15 protein-coding genes and 1 pseudogene are annotated in these 22,255 nt (G+C 48.0%); all 16 read right to left on the bottom strand.

Annotated elements, in window-relative coordinates; genetic code table 11:
- Positions 1–11: 11 nt before the first annotated feature.
- The gene (tssA, locus tag LY264_RS03885; RefSeq protein WP_071692258.1) at positions 12–1,610 is read right to left on the bottom strand and encodes a type VI secretion system protein TssA; all 1,599 of its coding nucleotides are present in this window, start codon (positions 1,608–1,610) and stop codon (positions 12–14) included.
- Positions 1,607–4,993: an ImcF-related family protein gene (locus LY264_RS03880; protein ID WP_071692257.1), complete on the bottom strand. Its 3,387-nt coding sequence runs from the start codon at positions 4,991–4,993 to the stop codon at positions 1,607–1,609. The genes tssA and LY264_RS03880 overlap by 4 nt, the downstream gene beginning before the upstream one ends.
- Complete coding sequence (locus tag LY264_RS03875) at positions 4,965–6,149, bottom strand: hypothetical protein (RefSeq protein ID WP_131820861.1); 1,185 nt, start codon at positions 6,147–6,149, stop codon at positions 4,965–4,967. Before LY264_RS03875 ends, LY264_RS03880 begins: the two co-directional genes overlap by 29 nt.
- A gap of 4 nt (positions 6,150–6,153) precedes the next feature.
- A complete protein-coding gene (locus LY264_RS03870; protein ID WP_071692255.1) occupies positions 6,154–6,420 on the bottom strand; it encodes a PAAR domain-containing protein in 267 nt (88 codons plus the stop codon).
- 110 nt (positions 6,421–6,530) lie between these two features.
- Positions 6,531–6,851 (bottom strand): annotated as a pseudogene (locus LY264_RS03865) (SUMF1/EgtB/PvdO family nonheme iron enzyme); the annotation flags it as partial.
- A complete protein-coding gene (locus LY264_RS03860) occupies positions 6,848–7,735 on the bottom strand; it encodes a formylglycine-generating enzyme family protein (protein ID WP_171845913.1) in 888 nt (295 codons plus the stop codon). The pseudogene LY264_RS03865 and the gene LY264_RS03860, both read right to left, overlap by 4 nt.
- Positions 7,732–8,619 carry a formylglycine-generating enzyme family protein gene (locus LY264_RS03855; RefSeq protein WP_220709279.1) on the bottom strand — a complete coding sequence of 296 codons (888 nt, stop codon included), beginning with the start codon at positions 8,617–8,619 and terminating at the stop codon, positions 7,732–7,734. The genes LY264_RS03860 and LY264_RS03855 overlap by 4 nt, the downstream gene beginning before the upstream one ends.
- On the bottom strand, positions 8,616–9,503 hold the full coding sequence (locus LY264_RS03850) for a formylglycine-generating enzyme family protein (RefSeq protein WP_191225901.1): 888 nt from the start codon (positions 9,501–9,503) through the stop codon (positions 8,616–8,618). The genes LY264_RS03855 and LY264_RS03850 overlap by 4 nt, the downstream gene beginning before the upstream one ends.
- Positions 9,500–10,381, bottom strand: coding sequence for a formylglycine-generating enzyme family protein (locus LY264_RS03845; RefSeq protein WP_171845915.1), 882 nt, complete (start codon positions 10,379–10,381; stop codon positions 9,500–9,502). The genes LY264_RS03850 and LY264_RS03845 overlap by 4 nt, the downstream gene beginning before the upstream one ends.
- A gap of 14 nt (positions 10,382–10,395) precedes the next feature.
- A complete protein-coding gene (locus tag LY264_RS03840; protein ID WP_240498916.1) occupies positions 10,396–12,675 on the bottom strand; it encodes a hypothetical protein in 2,280 nt (759 codons plus the stop codon).
- 28 nt (positions 12,676–12,703) lie between these two features.
- Entirely contained in the window at positions 12,704–15,190 is a 2,487-nt protein-coding gene (locus LY264_RS03835) for a type VI secretion system Vgr family protein (RefSeq protein WP_171845916.1), read from the bottom strand.
- Between the two features lie 590 nt (positions 15,191–15,780).
- Positions 15,781–16,533: a hypothetical protein gene (locus tag LY264_RS03830; RefSeq protein ID WP_071692507.1), complete on the bottom strand. Its 753-nt coding sequence runs from the start codon at positions 16,531–16,533 to the stop codon at positions 15,781–15,783.
- Positions 16,530–18,428, bottom strand: a complete 1,899-nt coding sequence (locus LY264_RS03825; protein ID WP_081365296.1) for a lipase family protein — start codon at positions 18,426–18,428, stop codon at positions 16,530–16,532. The genes LY264_RS03830 and LY264_RS03825 overlap by 4 nt, the downstream gene beginning before the upstream one ends.
- Positions 18,429–18,572: 144 nt before the next feature.
- Positions 18,573–19,247, bottom strand: coding sequence for a tetratricopeptide repeat protein (locus LY264_RS03820; protein WP_071692506.1), 675 nt, complete (start codon positions 19,245–19,247; stop codon positions 18,573–18,575).
- Between the two features lie 23 nt (positions 19,248–19,270).
- Complete coding sequence (locus tag LY264_RS03815; protein ID WP_128316987.1) at positions 19,271–21,796, bottom strand: type VI secretion system Vgr family protein; 2,526 nt, start codon at positions 21,794–21,796, stop codon at positions 19,271–19,273.
- Positions 21,797–21,850: 54 nt separating this feature from the next.
- The gene (locus tag LY264_RS03810) at positions 21,851–22,252 is read right to left on the bottom strand and encodes a hypothetical protein (RefSeq protein WP_053069287.1); all 402 of its coding nucleotides are present in this window, start codon (positions 22,250–22,252) and stop codon (positions 21,851–21,853) included.
- Positions 22,253–22,255: the final 3 nt, after the last annotated feature.

Genomic DNA, 22,255 nt, shown 5'->3' with positions numbered 1-22,255 from the left:
CTTATTTTGTTTTAACCGCACAAAACGGCGGCTCTGGCGGGATCAATGGCGACCAAACCGGACAACAGTGAGTCCATCTCTGGTGCCAGACGCGCTTTGTCACTTTCACTGCGGTTGGCTTTTAATCGCAAAAGTTTCAGCCGTCGCGCTTTAACTTCAAACAGCAGCTCAGGCTCCCATTGTTTGAGAGTGAGAGAGTGTGCTGTAGTATTCAATTCCCCAAGCAAATGCAGCGCGAGATCGTTGCGCCCACATTGTTCTGTCAGACGGGCCATCAACAGCTGGCGTAACCAACGCTGTCGACGTGAAACAATACCTGGGCGTGCCTGAACCCAGGCGAGCGCGGCTTCAACGCCTTCGCTATCCGCTAACGTCAAAGCTTCGCCTTCAAGTAGCAGAATATCGTCGTCCGCTCCTGCACTAGCCGCAGCGATTTTTTCCATCTGCCAGTCACTTTCCTGTAGCACGTCACGGGCTATCCACTCACGCGTGACATCATCTGCAAAGGGAGTCCCATCGTTAAACGCCAGCGTTTCCAGCCCCGGCATCCGATGCAGCAGCATTTTCAGATCGCTGATAATAATCCCGGCATTTTTATCCCATGGCGATCCCGCTCTTGTTAATGCCTGATGAAGGTACCACTGCACGTCCAGCCAGAAATGATTCACTCCCTCAACAAATAAGCTGTCCGTTAACTCAATCAGTTCAGTCCAACTTTGCTGCAAATAGAGACGTTTGAGCTGCGCGCGATAATCACTCTTGGGCGGTACCAGGCGCGTACGTCCGGCGCCATCTGGCGGTGGAAGCTGGCTGACCGTATCGAGCCGCACGCTTTTCATCAAATGATGCGCCGCCAGCCAGCCATCCGGCTGATCGCTTAAGTATTTCGCCAACACCCGCGCCTGCTCCAGCAGCTCACGGCCAGAGGCAATACTTTTAAGGACAGGAGTTTCTGCGCTGTGCCGACTGGGTTGAGCACTGATATTTTGCGGTACCAATGCCTGAGCCCCGCCAGATTGGGCCAGACGGTTCTCCAGCGCGCTATACAGCGCCCCAAGCCCAGGACGAATACTCTCCTCTCGCAGGCTAAACTGCTGCTCCAGCAGCATCAGCGCACCGGCGATCCGTTGCGCGTCAGGTCGTGAAACTTCGGGAAAACGCGCCAGACTATCCAGCATCCGCCCGCCAGCCAGCCATTCAAGAGCAGCTTTATGACTGTTGGCTCTTAAGGGATGGAGAGAATCGCCATATTGTTGCATCAGCCCAGCCAGCAAAATCAGACCATCCGCCAGGCCGGACTCACCATCCTGATGCAAACGTGCCCATGTGTAGTAAGTGACAACACGGACATCCTTACAGGTGGTGATCAGAAGTTTTTCCGCAAGCTCAATGATGAGATCCGTTTGTGCGCCAGAAAGTTTATTCACCTCCTCTCGCATGCGCTGAAAATCATCGTCATAGCCAGGATCTTCACCACCGGGGTTGGCTGCTGAAATGGGCAATAGCCAGTTTTTCCATAGCGTAGTCTGCGTTTGCGCCTGTTCCATTAGTTGCTGTTGTTCATCTGGCGAAGCCGTACTGGCGGCCAGTAGACGTTTCAGGGCACTCATTCTTCTTCCTCTGAGGAAATATTGCCGCTTACAACAAAAATTGCTTCTGGTAGTTCAAAATCGCGGAGTTTGAGTAATACAAGGGGACCTTCACCGGCTTCCGTTCGCAGGGTATAGTTCAGCGGCAATCCATCCTGCGCAGTCCAGCGCAGGTTAAAACCGCTGCCCACGCCAGCGTTATCGGTTATCTCCGCTTTCTCAAGCAATCTTATCCAGCCCCAGGTACCAGGATTATCGGAGTAGATTCGGGTTCCCGTATTGGTGCTCACCCAGCTTAGGGTTGCCCCTGAAGCCTGAGTATCAGCAGGCCAGACAACATTTTTCCACGCTGGCATCTGATTAACGTAGGTGAGTTTCTGTCCATCCAGCACGAGGTCAGTCTGCATCACGTCGCGCGCCGTTCCAGGACGCAATTCAAAACGCATCCCAGCTTCCCCACGAATAAATGCGACATCCGCAATTTGACTGAGCTGATCCATTGCCTCAATGAACGCCGGATTAAACTCCAGCCCCTGAGCATTCACCGTGTCGGCAACCCAGTGACTTCCCTGTTTATGCAGCACACCGCTTAAATGACTTTCGAGAAAATGCGGGATTCGCCCGTTATCGCTTCGCAGATATTGCGCCAGCAGCGGCAGAGAAGCCTCGCTGCCAACATCGCGAAACGGATAACGTCCGCCGAATGCGCTGTTCCAGTCATTCACAATCAGCGCCTTCCATTGCGCATTCAGGCCCGCCGCGGTTGGTTGCAACACCTGCTGCCATGACTGCTCCAGCGGCTGTACAAACATCGTTTGACCAAATCCACTCCATGCTTGCCCCAGACTGGCAGCCACCAGATTGCCATAGTCACGCGTGGTGGTGAGATCGATGGTTTTACCCTGAAACACCGTTTGCGCCAGCGCCTGGCTCATGCCTTGCGGATCGGCAGCGTTAGTAATCTGCTGGAGTTTCAGCCTGACCTGCGTTACCCGGGTCAGGTAGGTTTGCAGACTCAGATGACTGATATCCTGCCCAGCCGATTGTTCATCCATTAATGCCAGGATTGGCGAGAAGGTACTCGCCATAGGGCCTTCTTCCCGCGCATGTTGGTCAATGGTTTGATTTTCTTTGGTGTTAAATAGATCCTTTGCCGACTTCACCAGTGAGTCCGACAGCGCTTCTCCGGTTAACCCTGTTCGTCCCTGAACGGCGAGCGTATTCATTAACGCAACCAGAGGAGACTGACGGATATCTGCAATCAACGTGAGTTGATCGATAGCATCACTTAGCGTCTGGGTGCGCTTCCAGCGAATACTGTTGAGAAAATCCAGCCAGTTGTCGGCAAAATCCGTGAAGTAACGCTCGCTAAGACGCACCTTTAAGGCCTGTGGAGAGAGAGGGTCACTTGCAGAATGCGTATCATCTCCCAGCACCTGATCCATTTCTTCCCGACGGTTGTTTACAATTTTCTCAATGGCGGGCAAAACCTCCTCTTCCCAGGCTTTGCGGGTATACACGCCAGCAACCGAACTGTGGGTATAAAATACGTGCTCTGCCCGGGTATCGCCGGTCATGTCTTCCAGACGAAGATCGGTGTAATGCGGCGTTACCTGTTCAATGATTTTCTGATACAGGGCGGCTTCGCCATTGCGGATCCCCATCTGACGAATTAACAGCGTTCGCACCTGGCTAATAAGATTTTTATCGGCTGCTATCTTCCATTCAGGATGCGCCTGAAGGTTCTCTCCCCAGAATTGCCAGAGCCCAGGGCCAACGCCCTGCCATGATGCGCGCGAAATACCCGCTCGCTCCGGCCAGTCTTGCATCAGCGCCTGACTAAAAAATGACGCCTCCATCTGTTCAGGCCGGGAAAGCATCAGATACATTTTCAACTGGTTGTAGGCGATCTTTGCCTGGGCGGCAAACTGCGGGCTGTCTGGAGCCAGTCGGGTTAACGCCGTTAATTCCTGGGTAAGATGTTGGGCGGCTTCATCACGCAGGAGCGGAATAGCGATACGCGTATAGCGCGGCCATAGCGCATCCAGCAGAGCATCATTTTGGCTTAAGCCGAAACGGTAGTACCACGGCGTCCCATTCTGCTGACGCCAGCGAAGCATGCCTGGCGTTTGCTGCAGAGCAGACAGCGCCGTAAGACGCTCGGCGAGCGGTTTATCCGCACCGCCTGCCAGGCTCGCCTGGTCCAGACTTTCGCCAATCAGAGTGCGATTCGCCAGGAAAGACACCACCATCCCCGCCCCCCATAGCAGCATCAAACCGGCTGTACCGACTGCCAGCACGCGCATCCCTGAACGGCCTGTACGCTGTGCCTTAAGTTCAGCAGGTAACGCAGGGAGTGAATCAAGCAGCGCACGCCAGCGCTCATCACGCATCCAGGCATGCGCGACGTGCGATGAAGTATTTTCCGCATACTGGCTCAGGATTACCGCCGCCAGCGGCAGAGGCCGATGCGGGCTGAAAAAAGTGGACAACGATTCGCTGATAGCTTCTGCGCCAGGCATCAGCAAATTAGCCATTTTCAGTAAGAAGTTATCGCGGATATTGCGCGTAACCTGCTGCGTACCCTGCTCCGCCATCTGCATTACCAGCGAGGTCAACTGCGAACGACATAAAGCCGTGGTGCATCCTGCAGGGAACAAACATGTCGCAGAGTGCAAGGTTACGTCATCCCGGACGAATTGAGCGCCATACAGCGACCAAAGATATAACGGTACTCGCCAGCGGAGCGTGGTAAAAACAGCCTGAAAATGGCGGGCGGCATTATCTATTTGTTCTGCGGTTAAAGAGACAACAGGTGCCGATTGAACCAGTGTATCCTGGTGCTGAAAAGTGGGGGTTACCCATACAATCCCATCCAGCGGACGCCGATGCAGCTTGCGTATCGCATCAAACAACGATGCATCTGGCGCTTCAGTGAGCGTACCTCCCCAGATTAACACCACGCCATCCCCTTCAACCCAGCGTTGAGAGGTGAGTTTAGGTACTAATTGATCAACCTGGGAGGCATCCCCCATCACCAGTAGGAGACGCGTTTTGGCGCGCCAGCGGCGGCCGTAACTCTCTTTAAGTGCATCACGAATTTCTCCTGTCCGCATATTCCTGGAGAGTGTTTCCTCTATTCGGGATTCATTTTCAGGAAAAACTCCGACGTTTTCCTCTTTTATGCGAAACAGATGCTCCCTTGCATAAATGCTGATATGCGGATACAGGCGAATCAAAATAATTAAAATTGCCGTGGCTACAACTAAGAGAAATTTCTTCGTAGGTGAATCTGCGCCCAGATACTCACCAAAGCGATTCGCCAGCCATGATAATCCCGCCAGGACTACCAAAAACAAAACAGCCTGGCTTCCCCTACTCCATAGATGGCTTGTCGTATTCATTATCACTCCAGGGTAAAACGGTACAGATATATGGCTGTTGTTCCTGAACAGAAACGATCAAATATGATGCTGAGTGATGCATTGACATATCAGCGGTCACACCAGCACATAGCCAACCGGAAAATGGACCGGGGATCCCCATAAATCGTTCAAGAACAATGGTGTTTTCAACCTGCCAATGAACACCATTTTCATGAGCAATTGAATAGAGTTGCGTACTCCACGAAGCAATTGACTGGTAATCAGACACAATGGTCCTGGTTTTTTTCGCACTGACCTGTGTAGTAATAAAAGTGGTTAAATCATGCGGCAAACGCGATTTATCCAAAGGCATTGGACGCAATAAACGACATTTGCCTTCCAAACCGTAATTGCGCGCAACATCATCACTGGTTAAAAGAAAAACAGCCATGCCATCAGAATATTTATCCTGCCCATTAAATTGCAAAATCAGAAAAAGATCGCTTCTGATTTCAGCATTTTTCAGAATCGTATCCAGTCGGTGGCACGGAAACTCAGTGACAATCCGTACAGAGGAAGGCTGCAGGCTGTCAGGTAAACTTGTCTGCCAGATGTGATGAAAGTTGGTTTGCAGTAAGCAAATTTCTTCAGTTGAACCGTCCGTGACGAGAGTTACATGCAACGGAATGCCAGTCGGTAATATGCTCAGAGACTCAGCTATAGTGTTAAGCAACACAGCCGCGGCATGGCATTGATTTTTGACCTGAGGTAAATAATTTATACGATGAACCAAATCATATTGGTTCGCAGTATTTTTTGAATTACCAGCAATAATTGCAACGGTAATTTTCTCTGGTAACAATACGCAGCTATTTATCACGACAATAGAGCGCTGCCCCCAAGACTGCCATTCCCGCTGAGAAAGCAATATTTCTTTTTGCAAAAACTCATAATATTCAAGCGCCCGCCCATATAAACACCCTCTAATACTGGCAATTATTAACCATAGGAACACTGGAAAAAGTGAAACCAGCCAGATATTGACATCATTAATAAAAAACAGATGCTCTGTTGCATGCAATACAAAAAGTAAGATGCTTACTATTACTGATAATATACCGACCAGTATCCATCGCCAGAGAGAAAGAGGTTCAGGAGGTACGGGCGTGATAATTCTATGGCGTTCCCAGCCCATGGTTTCATCCTATTGATGCTTCCGGCGCACTTGAAATAACCTGACATCCACATAGACTATGGCATCCATCGACAACTATCGGTTTACCATCAGAAAACCATTCTGATGAACCTTCAATAATAGGATTTATGCCATGGAAGGGTATCGGACAACTGACCAGATCCCCCAGAAGAACTACTTTTTTCCCTTGAACAAACATGGTAGAAGATGCAGATATCACACTTCCTCCATGAGTCGTTTTATCACCAAGCAAAACAAAGCCTTTTGACATATTTCACTCCAGTAAAAAAAGAAAACAAATCGACAGTTAATAAAAAACATCAAAAAAAAGCCAGCCACTTTTTCTTCAAAGCACAGCCTTCACTTAATAAAGATAAACGATTTTTTCCGATGGGTGATTTTTATATACTCATTATAATCTTTATGCGTGACCTTATATTTGCCAATCATAAAGTCACTCAGCCTGACCTTATGCAGGTATTTATCATCCTGGTTCGAGTTGAAAGGCAATTTTTCCCCAATCAGCGGGACGAAGTCCCCCATTAAAAACTCACCGCCCGTGACCGGGACCGTATTATCCAGCGAGCGCTTCACCAGCGCCTGGGTGAGCTGCTGGCTTTCCGCACTGGTGCCGTTATCACAACCGGTCAGCGCCAGAAAAAATATTCCAGGGGTAAGAAATTTCAGAATATGCGCCGTCATCCGTTATTCACCACGCAGCGAAAGCCATAATTGGGGGGGAATTTATTATCCTCAGCCTTATGCCCGTCCCAAAGCGGAGATGGAAAGTTCGACTTACGAAACATGGTTAGAGCTGCCTGATAATCTCCTCCTAAGTACCCCCTTAACACCTTCCTGTCGCCGGTTTCCGGTCCCTGCGGGTTATCAACCGGCGAGTGCGCATAGTAGTCTGCTGCATACCAGTCATTAGCCCATTCCAGACCACTTAGTCCCATGTCATACAATCCCAGTGGATTGGGGGGATATTTCCCGACCGGGTAAATGGGTACTCCTATATCATTCATTTTTGCTATTTCGTCAAAGGTTGGAATATTTTTACCTTCTTCTATTTTTCCATTACTGGTGGCATAGGGCAAATACTGTCCCCGGGAGCGGGCCGCGTATTCCCACTGCGCTTCAGTGGGCAAATCCACCCGTTTTCCCGACATTTTACCCAGCCACAGGCAGTAGTCTTTGGCCATCTGCCAGGGGACACTGACGGGAACGTCATCCGCCAGTAACTTTCCACCACCAATATAAGTGAGCTTTTTATGATAGGTGATTTTTATATACTCATTATAATCTTTATGAGTGACCTTATATTTGCCAATCATAAAGTCACTCAGCCTGACCTTATGCAGGTATTTATCATCCTGGTTCGAGCTGAAGGGCAGCTTTTCCCAAATCAGCGGGCCGAAGTCCCCCATTAAAAACTCACCGCCCGCGACCGGGACCATATTATCCAGCGAGCGCTTCACCAGCGCCTGGGTGATCTGCTGGCTTTCCACACTGGTGCTGTTATCACAGCCGGTCAGCGCCAGCAAAAATATTCCCGGGGTAAGAAGTTTCAGAATATACGCCGTCATCCGTTATTCACCACGCAGCGAAAAACATATTTAGGAGAAAATCTATAATCTTCTGCCTTACGCCCATTCAAAAGTGGAGAAGGGAAGTCTGACTCACGAAACATGGTCAGGGCATACTGATAATCCCCTCCCGGATAGCCCCTTTGTACCTTCCTGTCGCCGCTCTCCGGTCCCTGCGGGTTATCAACCGGCGAGTGCGCATAGTAGTCCGCCGCATACCAGTCATTAGCCCACTCCAGACCACTTAGTCCCATGTCATACAATCCCAGTGGATTGGGGGGATATTTCCCGACCGGGTAAATCGATATCCCTACATCGTTCATTTTTGCTCTTTCATCAAAGGTGGGAACATTGACTCCGCGCTCTATTTTTCCGTTACTGGTGGCATAGGGCAAATACTGTCCCCGGGAGCGGGCCGCGTATTCCCACTGCGCCTCGGTGGGTAAATCCACCCGTTTACCCGACATTTTACCCAGCCACAGGCAGTAGTCTTTGGCCATCTGCCAGGGGACACTGACGGGAACGTCATCCGCCAGTAATTTTCCACCAAATACATACGTAAGCTTTTTGCTATGGGTGATTTTTATATACTCATTATAATCTTTATGCGTGACCTTATATTTGCCAATCATAAAGTCACTCAGCCTGACCTTATGCAGGTATTTATCATCCTGGTTCGAGCTGAAGGGCAATTTTTCCCAAATCAGCGGACCGAAGTCCCCCATTAAAAACTCACCGCCCGCGACCGGGACCATATTATCCAGCGAACGCTTCACCAGCGCCTGGGTGAGCTGCTGGCTTTCCGCACTGGTGCTGTTATCACAGCCGGTCAGCGCCAGAAAAAATATTCCAGGGGTAAGAAATTTCAGAATATGCGCCGTCATCCGTTATTCACCACGCAGCGAAAGACAAAATTAGGGAGGAATTTATTATCTTCAGCCTTACGCCCGTCCAAAAGCGGAGAAGGGAAATCTGACTCTCGAAACATGGTCAGGGCATACTGATAATCCCCTCCCGCATAGCCCCTTTGCACCTTCCTGTCGCCGCTCTCCGGTCCCTGCGGGTTATCAACCGGCGAGTGCGCATAGTAGTCCGCCGCATACCAGTCATTAACCCACTCCTGACCACTTAGTCCCATGTCATACAACCCCAGTGGATTGGGGGGATATTTCCCAACCGGGTAGTAAGGAAATCCCGTACCAGTCATTTTCAATTTTTCATCAGAGGTTGGGACATTGACTCCGCGCTCTATTTTTCCGTTACTGGTGGCATAGGGCAAATACTGTCCCCTGGAGCGGGCCGCGTATTCCCACTGCGCTTCAGTGGGCAAATCCACCCGTTTCCCCGACATTTTACCCAGCCACAGGCAGTAGTCTTTGGCCATCTGCCAGGGGACGCTGACGGACACATCATCCGCCAGTACCTTTCCCTTCCACAGATAAACGAGTTTTTTCCGATGGGTGATTTTTATATACTCATTATAATCTTTATGAGTGACCTTATATTTGCCAATCATAAAGTCACTCAGCCTGACCTTATGCAGGTATTTATCATCCTGGTTCATGCTGAAGGGCAGTTTTTCCCAAATCAGCGGGCCGAAGTCCCCCATTAAAAACTCACCGCCCGTGACCGGGACCATATTATCCAGCGAACGCTTCACCAGCGCCTGGGTGAGCTGCTGGCTTTCCGCACTGGTGCCGTTATCACAACCGGTCAGCGCCAGCAAAAATATTCCCGGGGTAAGAAGTTTCAGAATATGCGCCGTCATCCGTTATTCACCACGCAACGAAAAACAAAACTAGCTGAAAACAAGTCATCTTCTGTCTTGTACCCATCCCGTAGTGGAGAAGGGAAGTCTGACTCTCGAAACATGGTCAGGGCATACTGATAATCCCCTCCCGCATAGCCCCTCTGTACCTTCCTGTCGCCGCTCTCCGGTCCCTGTGGGTTATCAACCGGCGAGTGCGCATAGTAGTCCGCCGCATACCAGTCATTAGCCCACTCCTGACCACTTAGTCCCATGTCATACAATCCCAGTGGATTAGGGGGATATTTCCCGACCGGGTAGAAAGGAAATCCCATATCATTCATTTTTAATATTTCATCAGAGGTTGGGACATTGACTCCCTCTTCTATTTTTCCGTTACTGGTGGCATAGGGCAAATACTGTCCCCGGGAGCGGGCCGCGTATTCCCACTGCGCTTCAGTGGGCAAATCCACCCGTTTTCCCGACATTTTACCCAGCCACAGGCAGTAGTCTTTGGCCATCTGCCAGGGGACGCTGACGGACACATCATCCGCCAGTAGTTTCCCCCCCCACAGGTAAACGAGTTTTTTCCGATGGGTGATTTTAATATACTCATTATAATCTTTATGCGTGACCTTATATTTGCCAATCATAAAGTCACTCAGCCTGACCTTATGCAGGTATTTATCATCCTGGTTCGAGCTGAAGGGCAATTTTTCCCAAATCAGCGGACCAAAGTCCCCCATTAAAAACTCACCGCCCGAGACCGGGACCATATTATCCAGCGAGCGCTTCACCAGCGCCTGCGTGAGCTGCTGGTTTTCCGCACTGGTGCTGTTATCACAGCCATTACAAAATGCTATTGTTACTAATAGCGCAGCGCAGTAATGTCTATTCATTTTGATATCCTTAATTAAACCGTTCTGGTCTGTCCATCATCACTCATGGGGTCATATGTCTGCTGCTGGTCAATCAACGCTAAATACTGATCCATTAATTTATCGGATATAGGTTTGAACGGTTCTTCCGGTGCAACGCGGTCAGGCAGATTGCTATATAACTCAGGTAGTTTCTTACCGTAATGGGTAAAAAATATAGAATCATTCTCACCATCCGAGAGGAATGTAATTACCGTCTGCTCATTTTTAAGGCGGTCACCTTTTGTCGCCCCTGGACTTTCAGTAATATGCTGCATAACATTGTCGTAATCCGCTTTACTCTGCACCCATTTCAATGCCAGGAAGATGGCCTGCTTACGGCGTTTCATTGGCCCTAACTTCCAGGCGTTAAACGTGAGCGGATTATTGTTTTGATTTCGCGGGTCGAGAGGGTCTGCCCAATTAATATCCATTAGCTGCGCAATCAGCGCGCCTTTGGTTTCCGGTGGCGAGTATTTAAACTGATCCGGGTTATTCAGCACACTCTCCATCAGCTTAACCCGGTTATTTTCCTCGGTTAAATCCTTGCGTAAATTATCAATAATATCTTTTCCCTGATCCACCATAGCAACCGCCGCCTGGACGCTGCGGGCCGCCATAATTAAGGGGATCGCGCATAATGTCTGAAAGGCGTCTAATTTCATCATGTCGGCTAACTTCTGATAATCAACGTTGCGTAGCATGTACATAAAACTTTTCATAAAGGCTAAATAGCAGCCGCCATCAACCTCAAACCCCAGACTCCCCTTTGCACCGGCTCCCCAGCAAAATGCCGCTTTGCAATAAATACGAAAACGCCCCTGGATGTAGGTGACGTAGAAAACCGCGCTTCCCCCGGCACCCGCCTGTAGCGATACCCCCATTTCCAGCTTCGCAATTGCCGCAAATTTCCGTTCTTTACTGACAATGGTCTTATCGTCCGTCTTCTCGATGTTAGCCGGAGGCGTGTCGTCAGGATGCGGGTCGAACCATTCTATGGCGCCGCTGATATTGCCCCCGAACTGGGCACCCACAAAAGCGCCAATTTCTCCTCCGCCCTGTGCTTCAGGTGTTTCCGGAGTATGTAAGTTAATTGTTCGTTTGCCCGGTAGCGGCGGGGGAGGAAGCTCCGCTGGACGGCCTTTAATACCGTAACCTTTGCCCATTTCACCGCTCCAGTCGAGCGTTGCGCCAACCTCAACTGCCACACTGGCTCCGACACTGCCGGACAACACCATTTTCAGGGCAAAACGCAGCGCCCCCATATTACAGATACCGCCTGGCGTTTGCGGGGTATCGGCTTTTGCCGGAAACAGCAGACTGATGCCTAGCCTGTCCGGAACATATAAAGTGCTTTCTGCTTTCGCTTCACCTAACGCAAAACTGGCGTGCCCCTCTAATTTCCCTTCAACCTTACCCTTTAGTGGATTAAATTCCGCGGATATCCCTGCGCCATGGCTAAATCGCATGAGCTGGGCCTGAGCGCTAATATCAACATACTGATGATAGACAGACTCATCAGCATTCCCCCCCTTCGGCCAGGACAGCGATTTATTCATCTCTTTTGCCCAATCGCTGACAATAATGTTGCTATCTTCACAAATATCAAACTTGAACTTAACAGAGGCTTCTTTCAGCTGTTTTTTTAGCTCCTGGGGGTCTATTTTCGCCTGACGTACAGTTTTATTAACAGTTTTACCATTTTCATCTTGCACGGAAATGTTTTTGTCATGGTACTTAATAAAGCTGGCTTCGCCTGTTTTTTTGTCAACATTGCTAAGCTTATATCTACGCCAATCTTCTTTGATTTTTTCAGAACGAATATAAGTTTTTTTGAATCCAGTGACAGAGTTTTTATTAAGGGGAATTAACTCCATAATGCCAATAGCACTCTCCTTCATTTTTTCATCCAAAAGTTCCCCTTCAGGGACATTGGCCGTGAGAGTCATTAATTCCTGGCGAAATGCTTTATTGGCTTTATTGAGTGCGGCGTATGCTTCTGTTACCTTACTCTGAAGCTGTCTTTCTGGTACGGTATCAGCCTGTAAAATTGCCGCATAATTGGCTTCATCAAGATCTTTCTTTGCCTGTAGCTGTTTTTCCAGTAACCCTGATAAAAAGTAATGCTCCTCCTTAATTGTTTTTTCAGCAATTGCGTCAACACAAAGTACTGTCGCGCTACCAGGGTGGAGATAAATTTCCGGTTCGTATTTACCTTTAACAACTTTTCCTGAGCCTTGCGCAGACGTTTTAGTTTTCTCTTCACCTGTTGCCATAAATACCTCCCTGTTTAAAATTAAAAAATCAAAGTAATTCGATATCTAAAGATTCAGGCTGTGCGGTATATACGGTAATGGTTTTACCTTCGGCATCCGTTACCCCCTCATATACGTTTCCCTCTCCTGTTTTAATTCGATAAGGTACGAAAGGCATAATCTCTCCGGAATCCTCATCTTTGGCGATAAAGAAATCATTAAATCCTTTCGGTAACTCTGGTTTTGGCAGGTCATAATCAGCAGCCATTAATTTCTGCACGCTGATAGATTTGAGCAGAATATTTTTCGGACAGCCTATCTCCACATTACCTCCGCTGAGTTTGATATAGGCTCCTCCGCAGTTCAGCACCAGTTCGTCGGCTGCCGTCACTAACATTTTGCCCTCCACGCTTGTGATGGTAATGTCCTTTTTCGCCACGGTATCTATCCCGTCATCCTGGGCCTGGATTTCAACCTTCCCCTTTGCGGCAAATAAACGTATACCCAGCTTCAGGGCCAGCAGACTGATGGCTTCCCCGGCCACGGCAGTAAATTTCTTCATCACGCTGATATCTGTATTACCACCCGCGACCAGCCCCACGCTTTCACTGCCTGAGGACAGACGCACCGACTTCGGACTACTGATGCTTATGTGCTCCGGTGCATTGAGCACAATCCCTGGCTGAGTAAGATTGTTTAACGCTGTATTCAGTGCCTTTGCTGTATCTGAGTCTGCCGGCCACGCCTGTGCGATATCGGCAGCATTCGCCAGGGCATCACTCACAGACAGCGCCTGAACCATTTGCGCGGCAGCATTTTTCATCTCCAGCATCCTGTCCGAAGCTTCACTCTGCCTGTCCGAAGTGATAAAAACCCCTTTACCGCCGCGTACCGCCACCCAGTCGTCTGTGCGCAGCTCGGCCCCCTCTCCCCGCAGCGCACGCCCCGCATCCACGTTATGCCCCAGGTTCAGCTGCGTTTTCCCGCCATACTCGGTACTGAGTTTGACGTGCTCCTCACCCCGTTTGTCTTCCATGCGCAGCTTGTTGTTCGCGGGCGTGCGGATGACGTTGCGGGTATGGTTTGCCTGTGTCACGTGGTCCGGATGCCGGGAGTCATGCAGCGCATGGGCGATATAGGGCCGGTCCGGGTCCCCTTCATGGAACGCCACCGCCACTTCTGTACCCTGTATCAGCGGGAAGTGAATACCGTAAGTGTCGCCGCCGTAGGGTTTGGCAAGGCGCAGCAGCATGCTCTCGTAACCCTGCTGTTTGCTGTCCTGGTCTGCATCGAACTTCACCCGGTACAGCCCCTCCGCCGTCTGATGCGCGTAGATATCCCCGCTCTTCGGGCTGCTGACCCGAGCTGTCAGCGTGCCGCTGACCTTCGGCCTTGCCTTCAGTGCCGGACGCCAGCACTGCGTCTCACTGTACGGGACCGCCGCCAGCGACACTCTCAGCGCATCCTTCCTGCTGCCGCTGAACCCCGCCCGAACCACCACCACCGGCTGCTGCAGCACGCCCGGCAGCGTCGACGGCACGCTGCTGTCCGTTATCGTCAGCACCTGTCCCGGACGCAACCCTGCATCCGTGCTGAAACCCGTTATCAGCGTCTGCTCTGCCAGAAAACGCTCATGGTCCAGTCGCGCCCAGAAGTTCCCGGTTTCCGGCGCAGGATAAGAGGCCTCCCCGGTTTCAAGATGACGCGGTTTGTAGTGATACACCTCGCCATAGCGCATTTCCTCGCCTTCGCCGCCGGTGATATCCGCCCTCGCCGACTGCAGCACCTTCTGCGCTTCTCGGTGGTTATAGTCTTTTGTCGTCACTCCCGCCGGTGCCATCTGGTGCACAATGTTCAGTCCCCAGACGGAGTCCGCCCCGCTGTCGCTCATCCCTGACGGGCTGTCCAGCGCCAGCCGTTTATCAAACTCATAGGCGCTTTGCTGGTCTGCAAAATGCACCACTTCCGTCCGCGTGTCCGGTTGCATCGTGAAGAAGTAAAATATCCCCACTTCCGCCAGCAGACGCTCAATGAACGCCAGGTCGCTCTCCTGATACTGATTTATCTGTTCACGCTTCGGATAACTCTGCGTCAGCGTAAATTCATACTCCCAGCCGTGCAGGGCATGCTCCTGCAGGATTTCACCCACCACTTCCGGCACCGATTTGTTTATGAAGAAGCGGTGCGTACGGAACTGTTTATCCAGCAGAGAGAGATAGGGCTCAATGATGATTTCATGGCTGACCTGGTCGCGCGACCCCGTCAGACGCCGGAAATGGGTCACCACGCCGTGGACGAACTTCACGGGCTGGGCATACAGTAATTCCCCGCCTTTCATGACCAGCAATGCCGGCTGGTTCAGGAACATACCGGCTGTCAGCTCTGAAGCACTGCAGGTAAAAAGGACTGAATAATGGTAACGGACGCTTAACTGCTCCAGTCCCTCAAAACGCTCCACATCCAGTTTATGCGGGCATGAAGGGATCGTTAAACTGTAGCGGTTAAGCGTGGACCCGGATGTTATTTCCATATTCATAGCATTAACTCCGTTTAATAAAGAGAATTCCATCTAACAAACTTAATTAGCACATCAAAACTTATTAATACCTGATGTTAATAAAACATCTCAGCACACTCATTCCCATCCAACCGTTTTCCTGCGCAGTGTGAATTCCTTTGGCGTGTGCCAATAAAAAAGTCATTATTTATACAAATGAATATTATAATTAAATGAGGCCGTAATATTTTGTTCTGGAGCTGGTAATATGTAAGCTACAGCCACTCCTATAAGCCTTAGCTATAAATTTCTCGATACGGTTTACCAAGTTTCTTCACGAATATCCCCACATCAATATTCATCTAATATAACCCTGCCATCACGACCAGCTCTTCAGGTACATGGTTCTCCCACCATGACCCATTGAGTATCTTCTGGGAGGATAATGTCCGGTTCCGCTCTGAAACGCAGCCCGATAACATTACCAGTGGTGCGAAAAAATATGTCCATATCATATGCCAATCCCTCGACAAAGATTTTAATCCATGAACAGCCAGTTAACTTAAATCAGTTGAAATGAATAAAGAGATTTGTATTTGTAATAATATGAGCGATTGCTCTGCCCTTCATCACTTTATAAATTTCTTCAATACATCAATATCAGGAAAGGCTTCAGTTATCGGAATCGTCGTACCATCAGGATAAATCAACGTCCTATAAGCTCCTTTCTCTTTCTTTTTCGGGCCTATGCTCCTTATTAATTTATCTGAATGCAACAGGGGATAAAATGTAATCGAATTTATATTTAACGCAGAGTACCGCTCGTCCATTTTTCCATTATATATCCATATAGCTTTGTCATAACCACCAATAAAATCCTCAGTTAAATATGGAAAATAATCTTTTGAAATCAAGCCATCACTGTTGATCCTTTGATGCCAACCACCTTGATTCGCCGCAAGGTAATCAAATTCCAGCCTGATTCTACTTTTTACCGACTCTGTACCCTGACCAAACTGTAGGGTATTTTTGTATTGCAACAGTATATCTGCCACAGACAGATGCCATTGACAACGCCCTCCGCCTTGCCGGGCAAGTTTCACATCATAGAAATTCTTTATACTATCTTTTTGGGATAATGGAAATTCCATTGAGTTATACCCGGGAACTTCATAAGCTTCCCCGGACGAATTATGCCGGGTGCGTTTACATATTTCTGAACGATAAATTACCGCCAAAGGAAGCACCATAAGTTCTTCAGGGACGTTGACTCCTACTGTGACCCATTGGGTATCCTCTGGAGGAGATAATGTCCGGTTCCGCTCTGAAGCGCAGCCCGATAACATAAGCACTAAAGTTAAAATAAAGCATTTTTCAATCATAGCTCAAACTCCTCAAAGTTAAGTGGCTTTATATATTCCAAGGCTTCATTTCCTCCCTTAACTCCACGCGTCATATCCAGCGTCGATGCGACTACATCATGAATCTCAATGAAAGCACTATTTCTTGTAAACTCTTCCACCGGGGAACTACTCTCATACGTTTTCATTTGCTTTAAAAATTTCTCTCTGTTGATTCTCCTCATCATGGTCAATGTTGGCTGAGTACATTCTTTTAGTTGGTTATTAAGATAACTCAAATATTGATCTGGCATGGAATGCCTGCCAACGTTCGTCGCATGATCTAAATCAGGGTTAGTATAGGGAGGAAACCAGTCTTCTTTATCCATCATTGTTAATAATTGAGTGAATCTTTTTTGTGCTTCATTCGCCTTTTGACTGGCCTCTAAAATAAGTTCAGGAACCAAATACAATCTGGTCTCGATGGGAAGACGTTTACGAATCCTGCGGCATGAAGAAGAGTTGTTGGGTACCTTACACTCCTTCCATTCCGTCGTTTGGGTGGTGTTAAAAAATACGGCAATACTTCCATGATGCCAAAAACATTCCCAAAACTTCAACCCTAGCGCTTGAGGCATGAGTTCTATTACCGACCAGAAAAAACCCAGCGTGCCACCTACTGGTCCCCATAAGTCATAAAACCAGTTATCAAGATTCGCATCAGGCGGAACGCTTGGAATGGTGTCTGCGTCATTAACATGACGAAAATGGGTGAGATTTGTTAAATATTTAACGGCAGAAGCAGTTAATGTCCTTGGCATACCATATGTATACAGCAACGGATTAAGATCTCTTATTTCTGCGCAGTGAATCAGCGCAAGCGAACCTCCCAGACTATGCCCGCAGATGAATAGCTCCAATTGTTTTCCATCATCCTTAATTTGCCTAAATATCTCAGAATAATTTTTCTTTGCGACCTGGTATGCCTGTAAAAAACCACCGTGAATCTTCCCTTCAGGAACAATATCAAAACACTCTACCGGCATAAAACTTGCGTCTGTCCATAAATCACTGAGCTTACTCATCTCTGTACCACGCCAGGCCACAATCCCCTGCGTTTTCGTCGTAACATAAAATAGCTGAGTTTCCCCTTCCTCTTCATCTGCCGTATCTATAAAAATGGGTTTAGAATGCCGTTCACGAAAAGGGACATCGGTGACAATAGCAGGGAATCGATGTTTTCCATCTTCCAAAACGGGAATTGACGACAGATCCAGACATTGAATACAAAAGAATCCATATACCGAATTACGGTCAGTTTCCGAGTCATAACTGTAAGCCAAATCGGCCATAATCCCCAGGTTGTAAGCATTAGTCAGAGAATAACTCGCTGTGTGATGCAAGATTAATGTCCATGCACGGAATGGACAAATTTCGATCATTGTACGTTTATTAAGATCCGCCACATGAACGGTAACGCCTTTATACGTTTTATCCAAAGGGAAATGGAATTCTGGTAGAACAATTCCATCCCATTTATCTAGTGTGGGTCTGACATTGCAGAGTTGTCCGACCCTGACATATTGATATCCATAGTTATTCTCAGAGGAGAGTTTTTTGACCTTTGAATTATCCTCATCTCTTTCAAACCGTAAGGCTCGGTTCTCCATCTCATCAACCAATGGCTGAGACTGGATTTTTAAAGTCAAAGGCAATGGATGTATATCTTTAATCTTTATTATTCCATTGGCATCACTATAGCCAGTATAGCGTGGAATCAAATCGCACCTTGTAGCCTCATTTTCGGCAAACCACTCCATATTGGCTACGGTATCACCTAATTCGTCCACTAACTGGAACTCTACCCAATCGAATGCCTCATTTTCTATAAAAAAATCAGGATATTTGCACTGAGTAGATGTTGTCACTTCTGCCATAATTAGAATTCCTTTTCGTTACTTTAAGTTAAGAACATCTGAGATGGGATAAACATAATCTACCGAATACACAGTCAGATGACATGGATGGATTCCAACTCCTGTCATCTATAATTTAATTATGTAAATTACGAATATGACATCCTAGTCATAACTCTTGAGACGGAGATACTTTTCATATAATTCTTTCGATCGCTGACTATCTTTTTCTACAAAAAAGCCATTATTGTACATATCACTCAAGTATTTTGCTGCATTCGCACAACCCTTCTCCAAGGCACTTTGGAGATAAGGATAGGCTGATTTATAATCCCGATCGAGATAATAAAAATCACCTACATAGCATTGTGCAGACCCTTCTCCTTGATCTGCTGCCTTTTTCAGCCATACTTTAGCTTCCGGTTTATTTACTGGAACGCCTTGTCCATATAAATACATTGTGCCAACCATTCCCTGACAAGCAAGAATAGCCTGTTCCGTTTTTCTTTTTGTACCAGATTGGATATCATGTAAGGCACATTTTTTAAACCAAGGAAGAGCATTTTTATAATCTTGTTTCTCAAAATAAAGCCTGCCTACAGTACCTTCAGCAAGAGGATCACCATCACTTGCCGCAAGTTTATACCACTTTAAAGACTCATTATAATTTGCCCGAACACCATAACCATATTGATACATAAAGCCAAGATTGCCCTGAGCCTTATGATCGCCAGACTCAGACATTGCCTCTAGCATTCTTACATCATAACTCTTACACGATACAATAAAAAAAATAGAAAGGAGTGCAACAAAAGATCTATTAACATTATTACAGTTCATACCCTCACCTCATAAACCACATTTTATGAATTACCTTTTTTTACTTGTTCTATTTTTAGTTTTGTTGGGGCTGCCGTATATATTGGCATTGTTTTGCCATATTGATCTGAAACACCCTCATAAACATTTCCCTCACCAGTGGTAATCCGGTATTGGACAAAAGGTACAGGCTTACCTGTTTCTTTATTTTTAACTGTAAATCCTTCACAAAATCCTCGCGGCAACTCCTCTAGTGGCGTATTTAGACTTGTAGCCCCTAATTTCTGCACATTCATTGACTTCAGCAGAATGTTCTTCGGGCATCCCAGTTCGATATTCCCCCCTTTCAGCCGGATATACGCCCCGCCACAGCTTAGCAAGAGCTCCTCGCTCGCATTCACGGTGATTTTCCCCTCTGTGCTGCTTACCGTAATATCGTTCTTCGCCGTCACCCCCATTTCATCATCTTGGGCCTGAAGATCCACTTTTCCCTTTGCCGCATACAGCTGCATTCCCTGTCCCTGCGCATACAGGCTTACCGTATCGCTCGCCGCCACCGTAAACGACCTGCCGGTGCTGATGTCCGTATTGTGCCCCGACATTATTCCCACGCTGTCCGTGCCCGAGGACACCCGTACGGCCTTCGCACTCATCATCCCTACGCCCGCTGGCGCATGCAGAATAAGACCCGGCTGAGCCAGTTCCTCCAGCGCATCATTCAGCGTCTGCTGGCTCGCAGTGTCTCCCGCCGTTGCCTTTGCCGTCTCCGCTGACCGCTGCAGGCTCCTTGCCAGTGACAACGCCTGCTCAAGCTGACGTATCACACCGTCCATCTCCAGCATCCGATCTACAGCTTCCGCCTGCATCTCTGCAGTTATCAGAACCCCTTTACCTCCGCGTACCGCCACCCAGTCGTCGGTGCGCAGCTCGGCCCCCTCTCCCCGCAGCGCACGCCCCGCATCCACGTTATGCCCCAGATTAAGCTGTGTCTTCCCTCCGTACTCGGTGCTGAGCTTGACGTGTTCCTCACCCCGTTTGTCCTCCATGCGCAGCTTGTTGTTCGCGGGCGTGCGGATGACGTTGCGGGTATGGTTTGCCTGTGTCACGTGGTCCGGATGCCGGGAGTCATGCAGCGCATGGGCGATATAGGGCCGGTCCGGGTCCCCTTCATGGAACGCCACCGCCACTTCTGTACCCTGTATCAGCGGGAAGTGAATACCATAAGTGTCGCCGCCGTAGGGTTTGGCCAGGCGTACTGGCATACTTTCGTAGCCCTGTTGTTTAGCATCGCGGTCCGCATCAAACTTAACCCAATAAAGCCCGCTCTGATTTAAATGAGCATATTCATCATTCTTTTTCGGGCTTGAAACACGTGCCATTAGCGTGCCGCTAATCACTGGCCGCGGTTTGAGTGGAGGTCTCCAACAGCGCGTTTCACTGTAAATGGTCGCCATCAACACCACTTGTAGCGCTTCCTTTCGACTTGCGCTGAATGAAACCGCCGTAACCAGCAAGCTGTTACGCACACTGGCAGGAAGCGTTGGGACAGGTGTCGATTCCGTAATATTCAGGACCTGAGCCGGGCTGAGGCTTACATCGGTTGATAATCCAGTGATTGTCGCTTGTGAGGAGAGATAACGCTCATGTTCCAGACGCGCCCAAAAATTCCCTGTTTCAGGCGCCGGCGAAACCTTATCACCCGTTTCAAGATGGCGTGGGCGATAGTGGTAAACATCCCCGTAAGTCACCCCGTCACCTTCACCGTAAGTCATATCGGTTTGTGCAGAAAATAATATTTTCTGAGCCTGGCGATGGTTATAATCCCCGGCAGTAACCGATGCCTGCACCGCAGACTGTTGGAACTGAATATCCCAGACTGAGTCGATGCCATTGTCATTCATTCCGGAGGGACTATTCAGCGGTAATGTTTTGCCAAACTCCCATGCGCTTTGTTTGTCAGCAAAATAGATCACCTCGGTGCCAGCATCAGGCTGAAGCCTAAAGAAGAAGAAAATCCCAACCTCAGAGAGCAGGCGTTCAATAAAAACCAGATCACTCTCCTGATACTGATTAATTTGCTCTCTTTTGGGATATTCCATTACTAAATCAAAATTATATTCCCAGTCTTTTAAACCATGCTCTTGTAAAATTTTAGTAACAACTTCCGGAACTGACATATTAATAAAAAAACGGTGTGTACGAAATTGGTTTTTCAGCAACGCGACAAAGGGTTCAATGATTATCTGATAAATTGCCTGGTCTTTTGAACCACTGATACGATGGAAAGATGTCACAATACCATGTACCATTTTACGGGCAGTTAACTCACTTAACTTCCCCATTCCCATAGTCAATGTCGTTGATTTTCTAAGTATCGATTCGGCCGCAATATCTTTATCCTGGCTGGAAAAATGTACTACGTATCGATACAGCGAACTCATTTCCTCTGTACCATTAAAGTTAATAACATCCAGTATCGATTTACATGAAGGGATATACAATTGATAACGATTCAGCGTATTTTCAGATATAAATGATATCCCGCCGCCAAGTGATTCACCCATCCCCATATATTCAACCCCTGTAATTTTATAAAGAGCCATTTCCAGAGCAAAAACTTACCCTCAACGCATTGTTTTTATTAAACTGACCAAATCTTTTTTCTTGTTAGTAACAATAGAAAAAGTAAATCGACGATTATCATTTGATATCCAAAGTTCTTCTCTTCCATTATCACTATAATCATAAAGATGAAAACCAAGACCTGTTAGATAATCACGAATAATTCCCACATCACCACCGTAAAAAACAACAAGGTTTGTTTCCCGTGTACTTCCATCAGGAGAAATATATTCAAAGCGATAATTATTTGATATCCTTGGAGTCTGTTTGATATCAACATCAGTATAGAAATAGTAGTCAAAAAGATCGCTTTCCCGATATTCTAATTTATCTGGCCAGGGTATTAACAGCGGTGACAAGAAAATCAAAATAATCATCACCAGTATTATTTTATAGTAGCTCATTAC

Origin of the sequence: Citrobacter portucalensis, from assembly GCF_023374935.1 — a bacterium.
Classification (GTDB): domain Bacteria; phylum Pseudomonadota; class Gammaproteobacteria; order Enterobacterales; family Enterobacteriaceae; genus Citrobacter; species Citrobacter portucalensis.
Note: the sequence above shows the minus strand (reverse complement) of the source record. Positions and strands in the feature narration are given on the sequence as shown.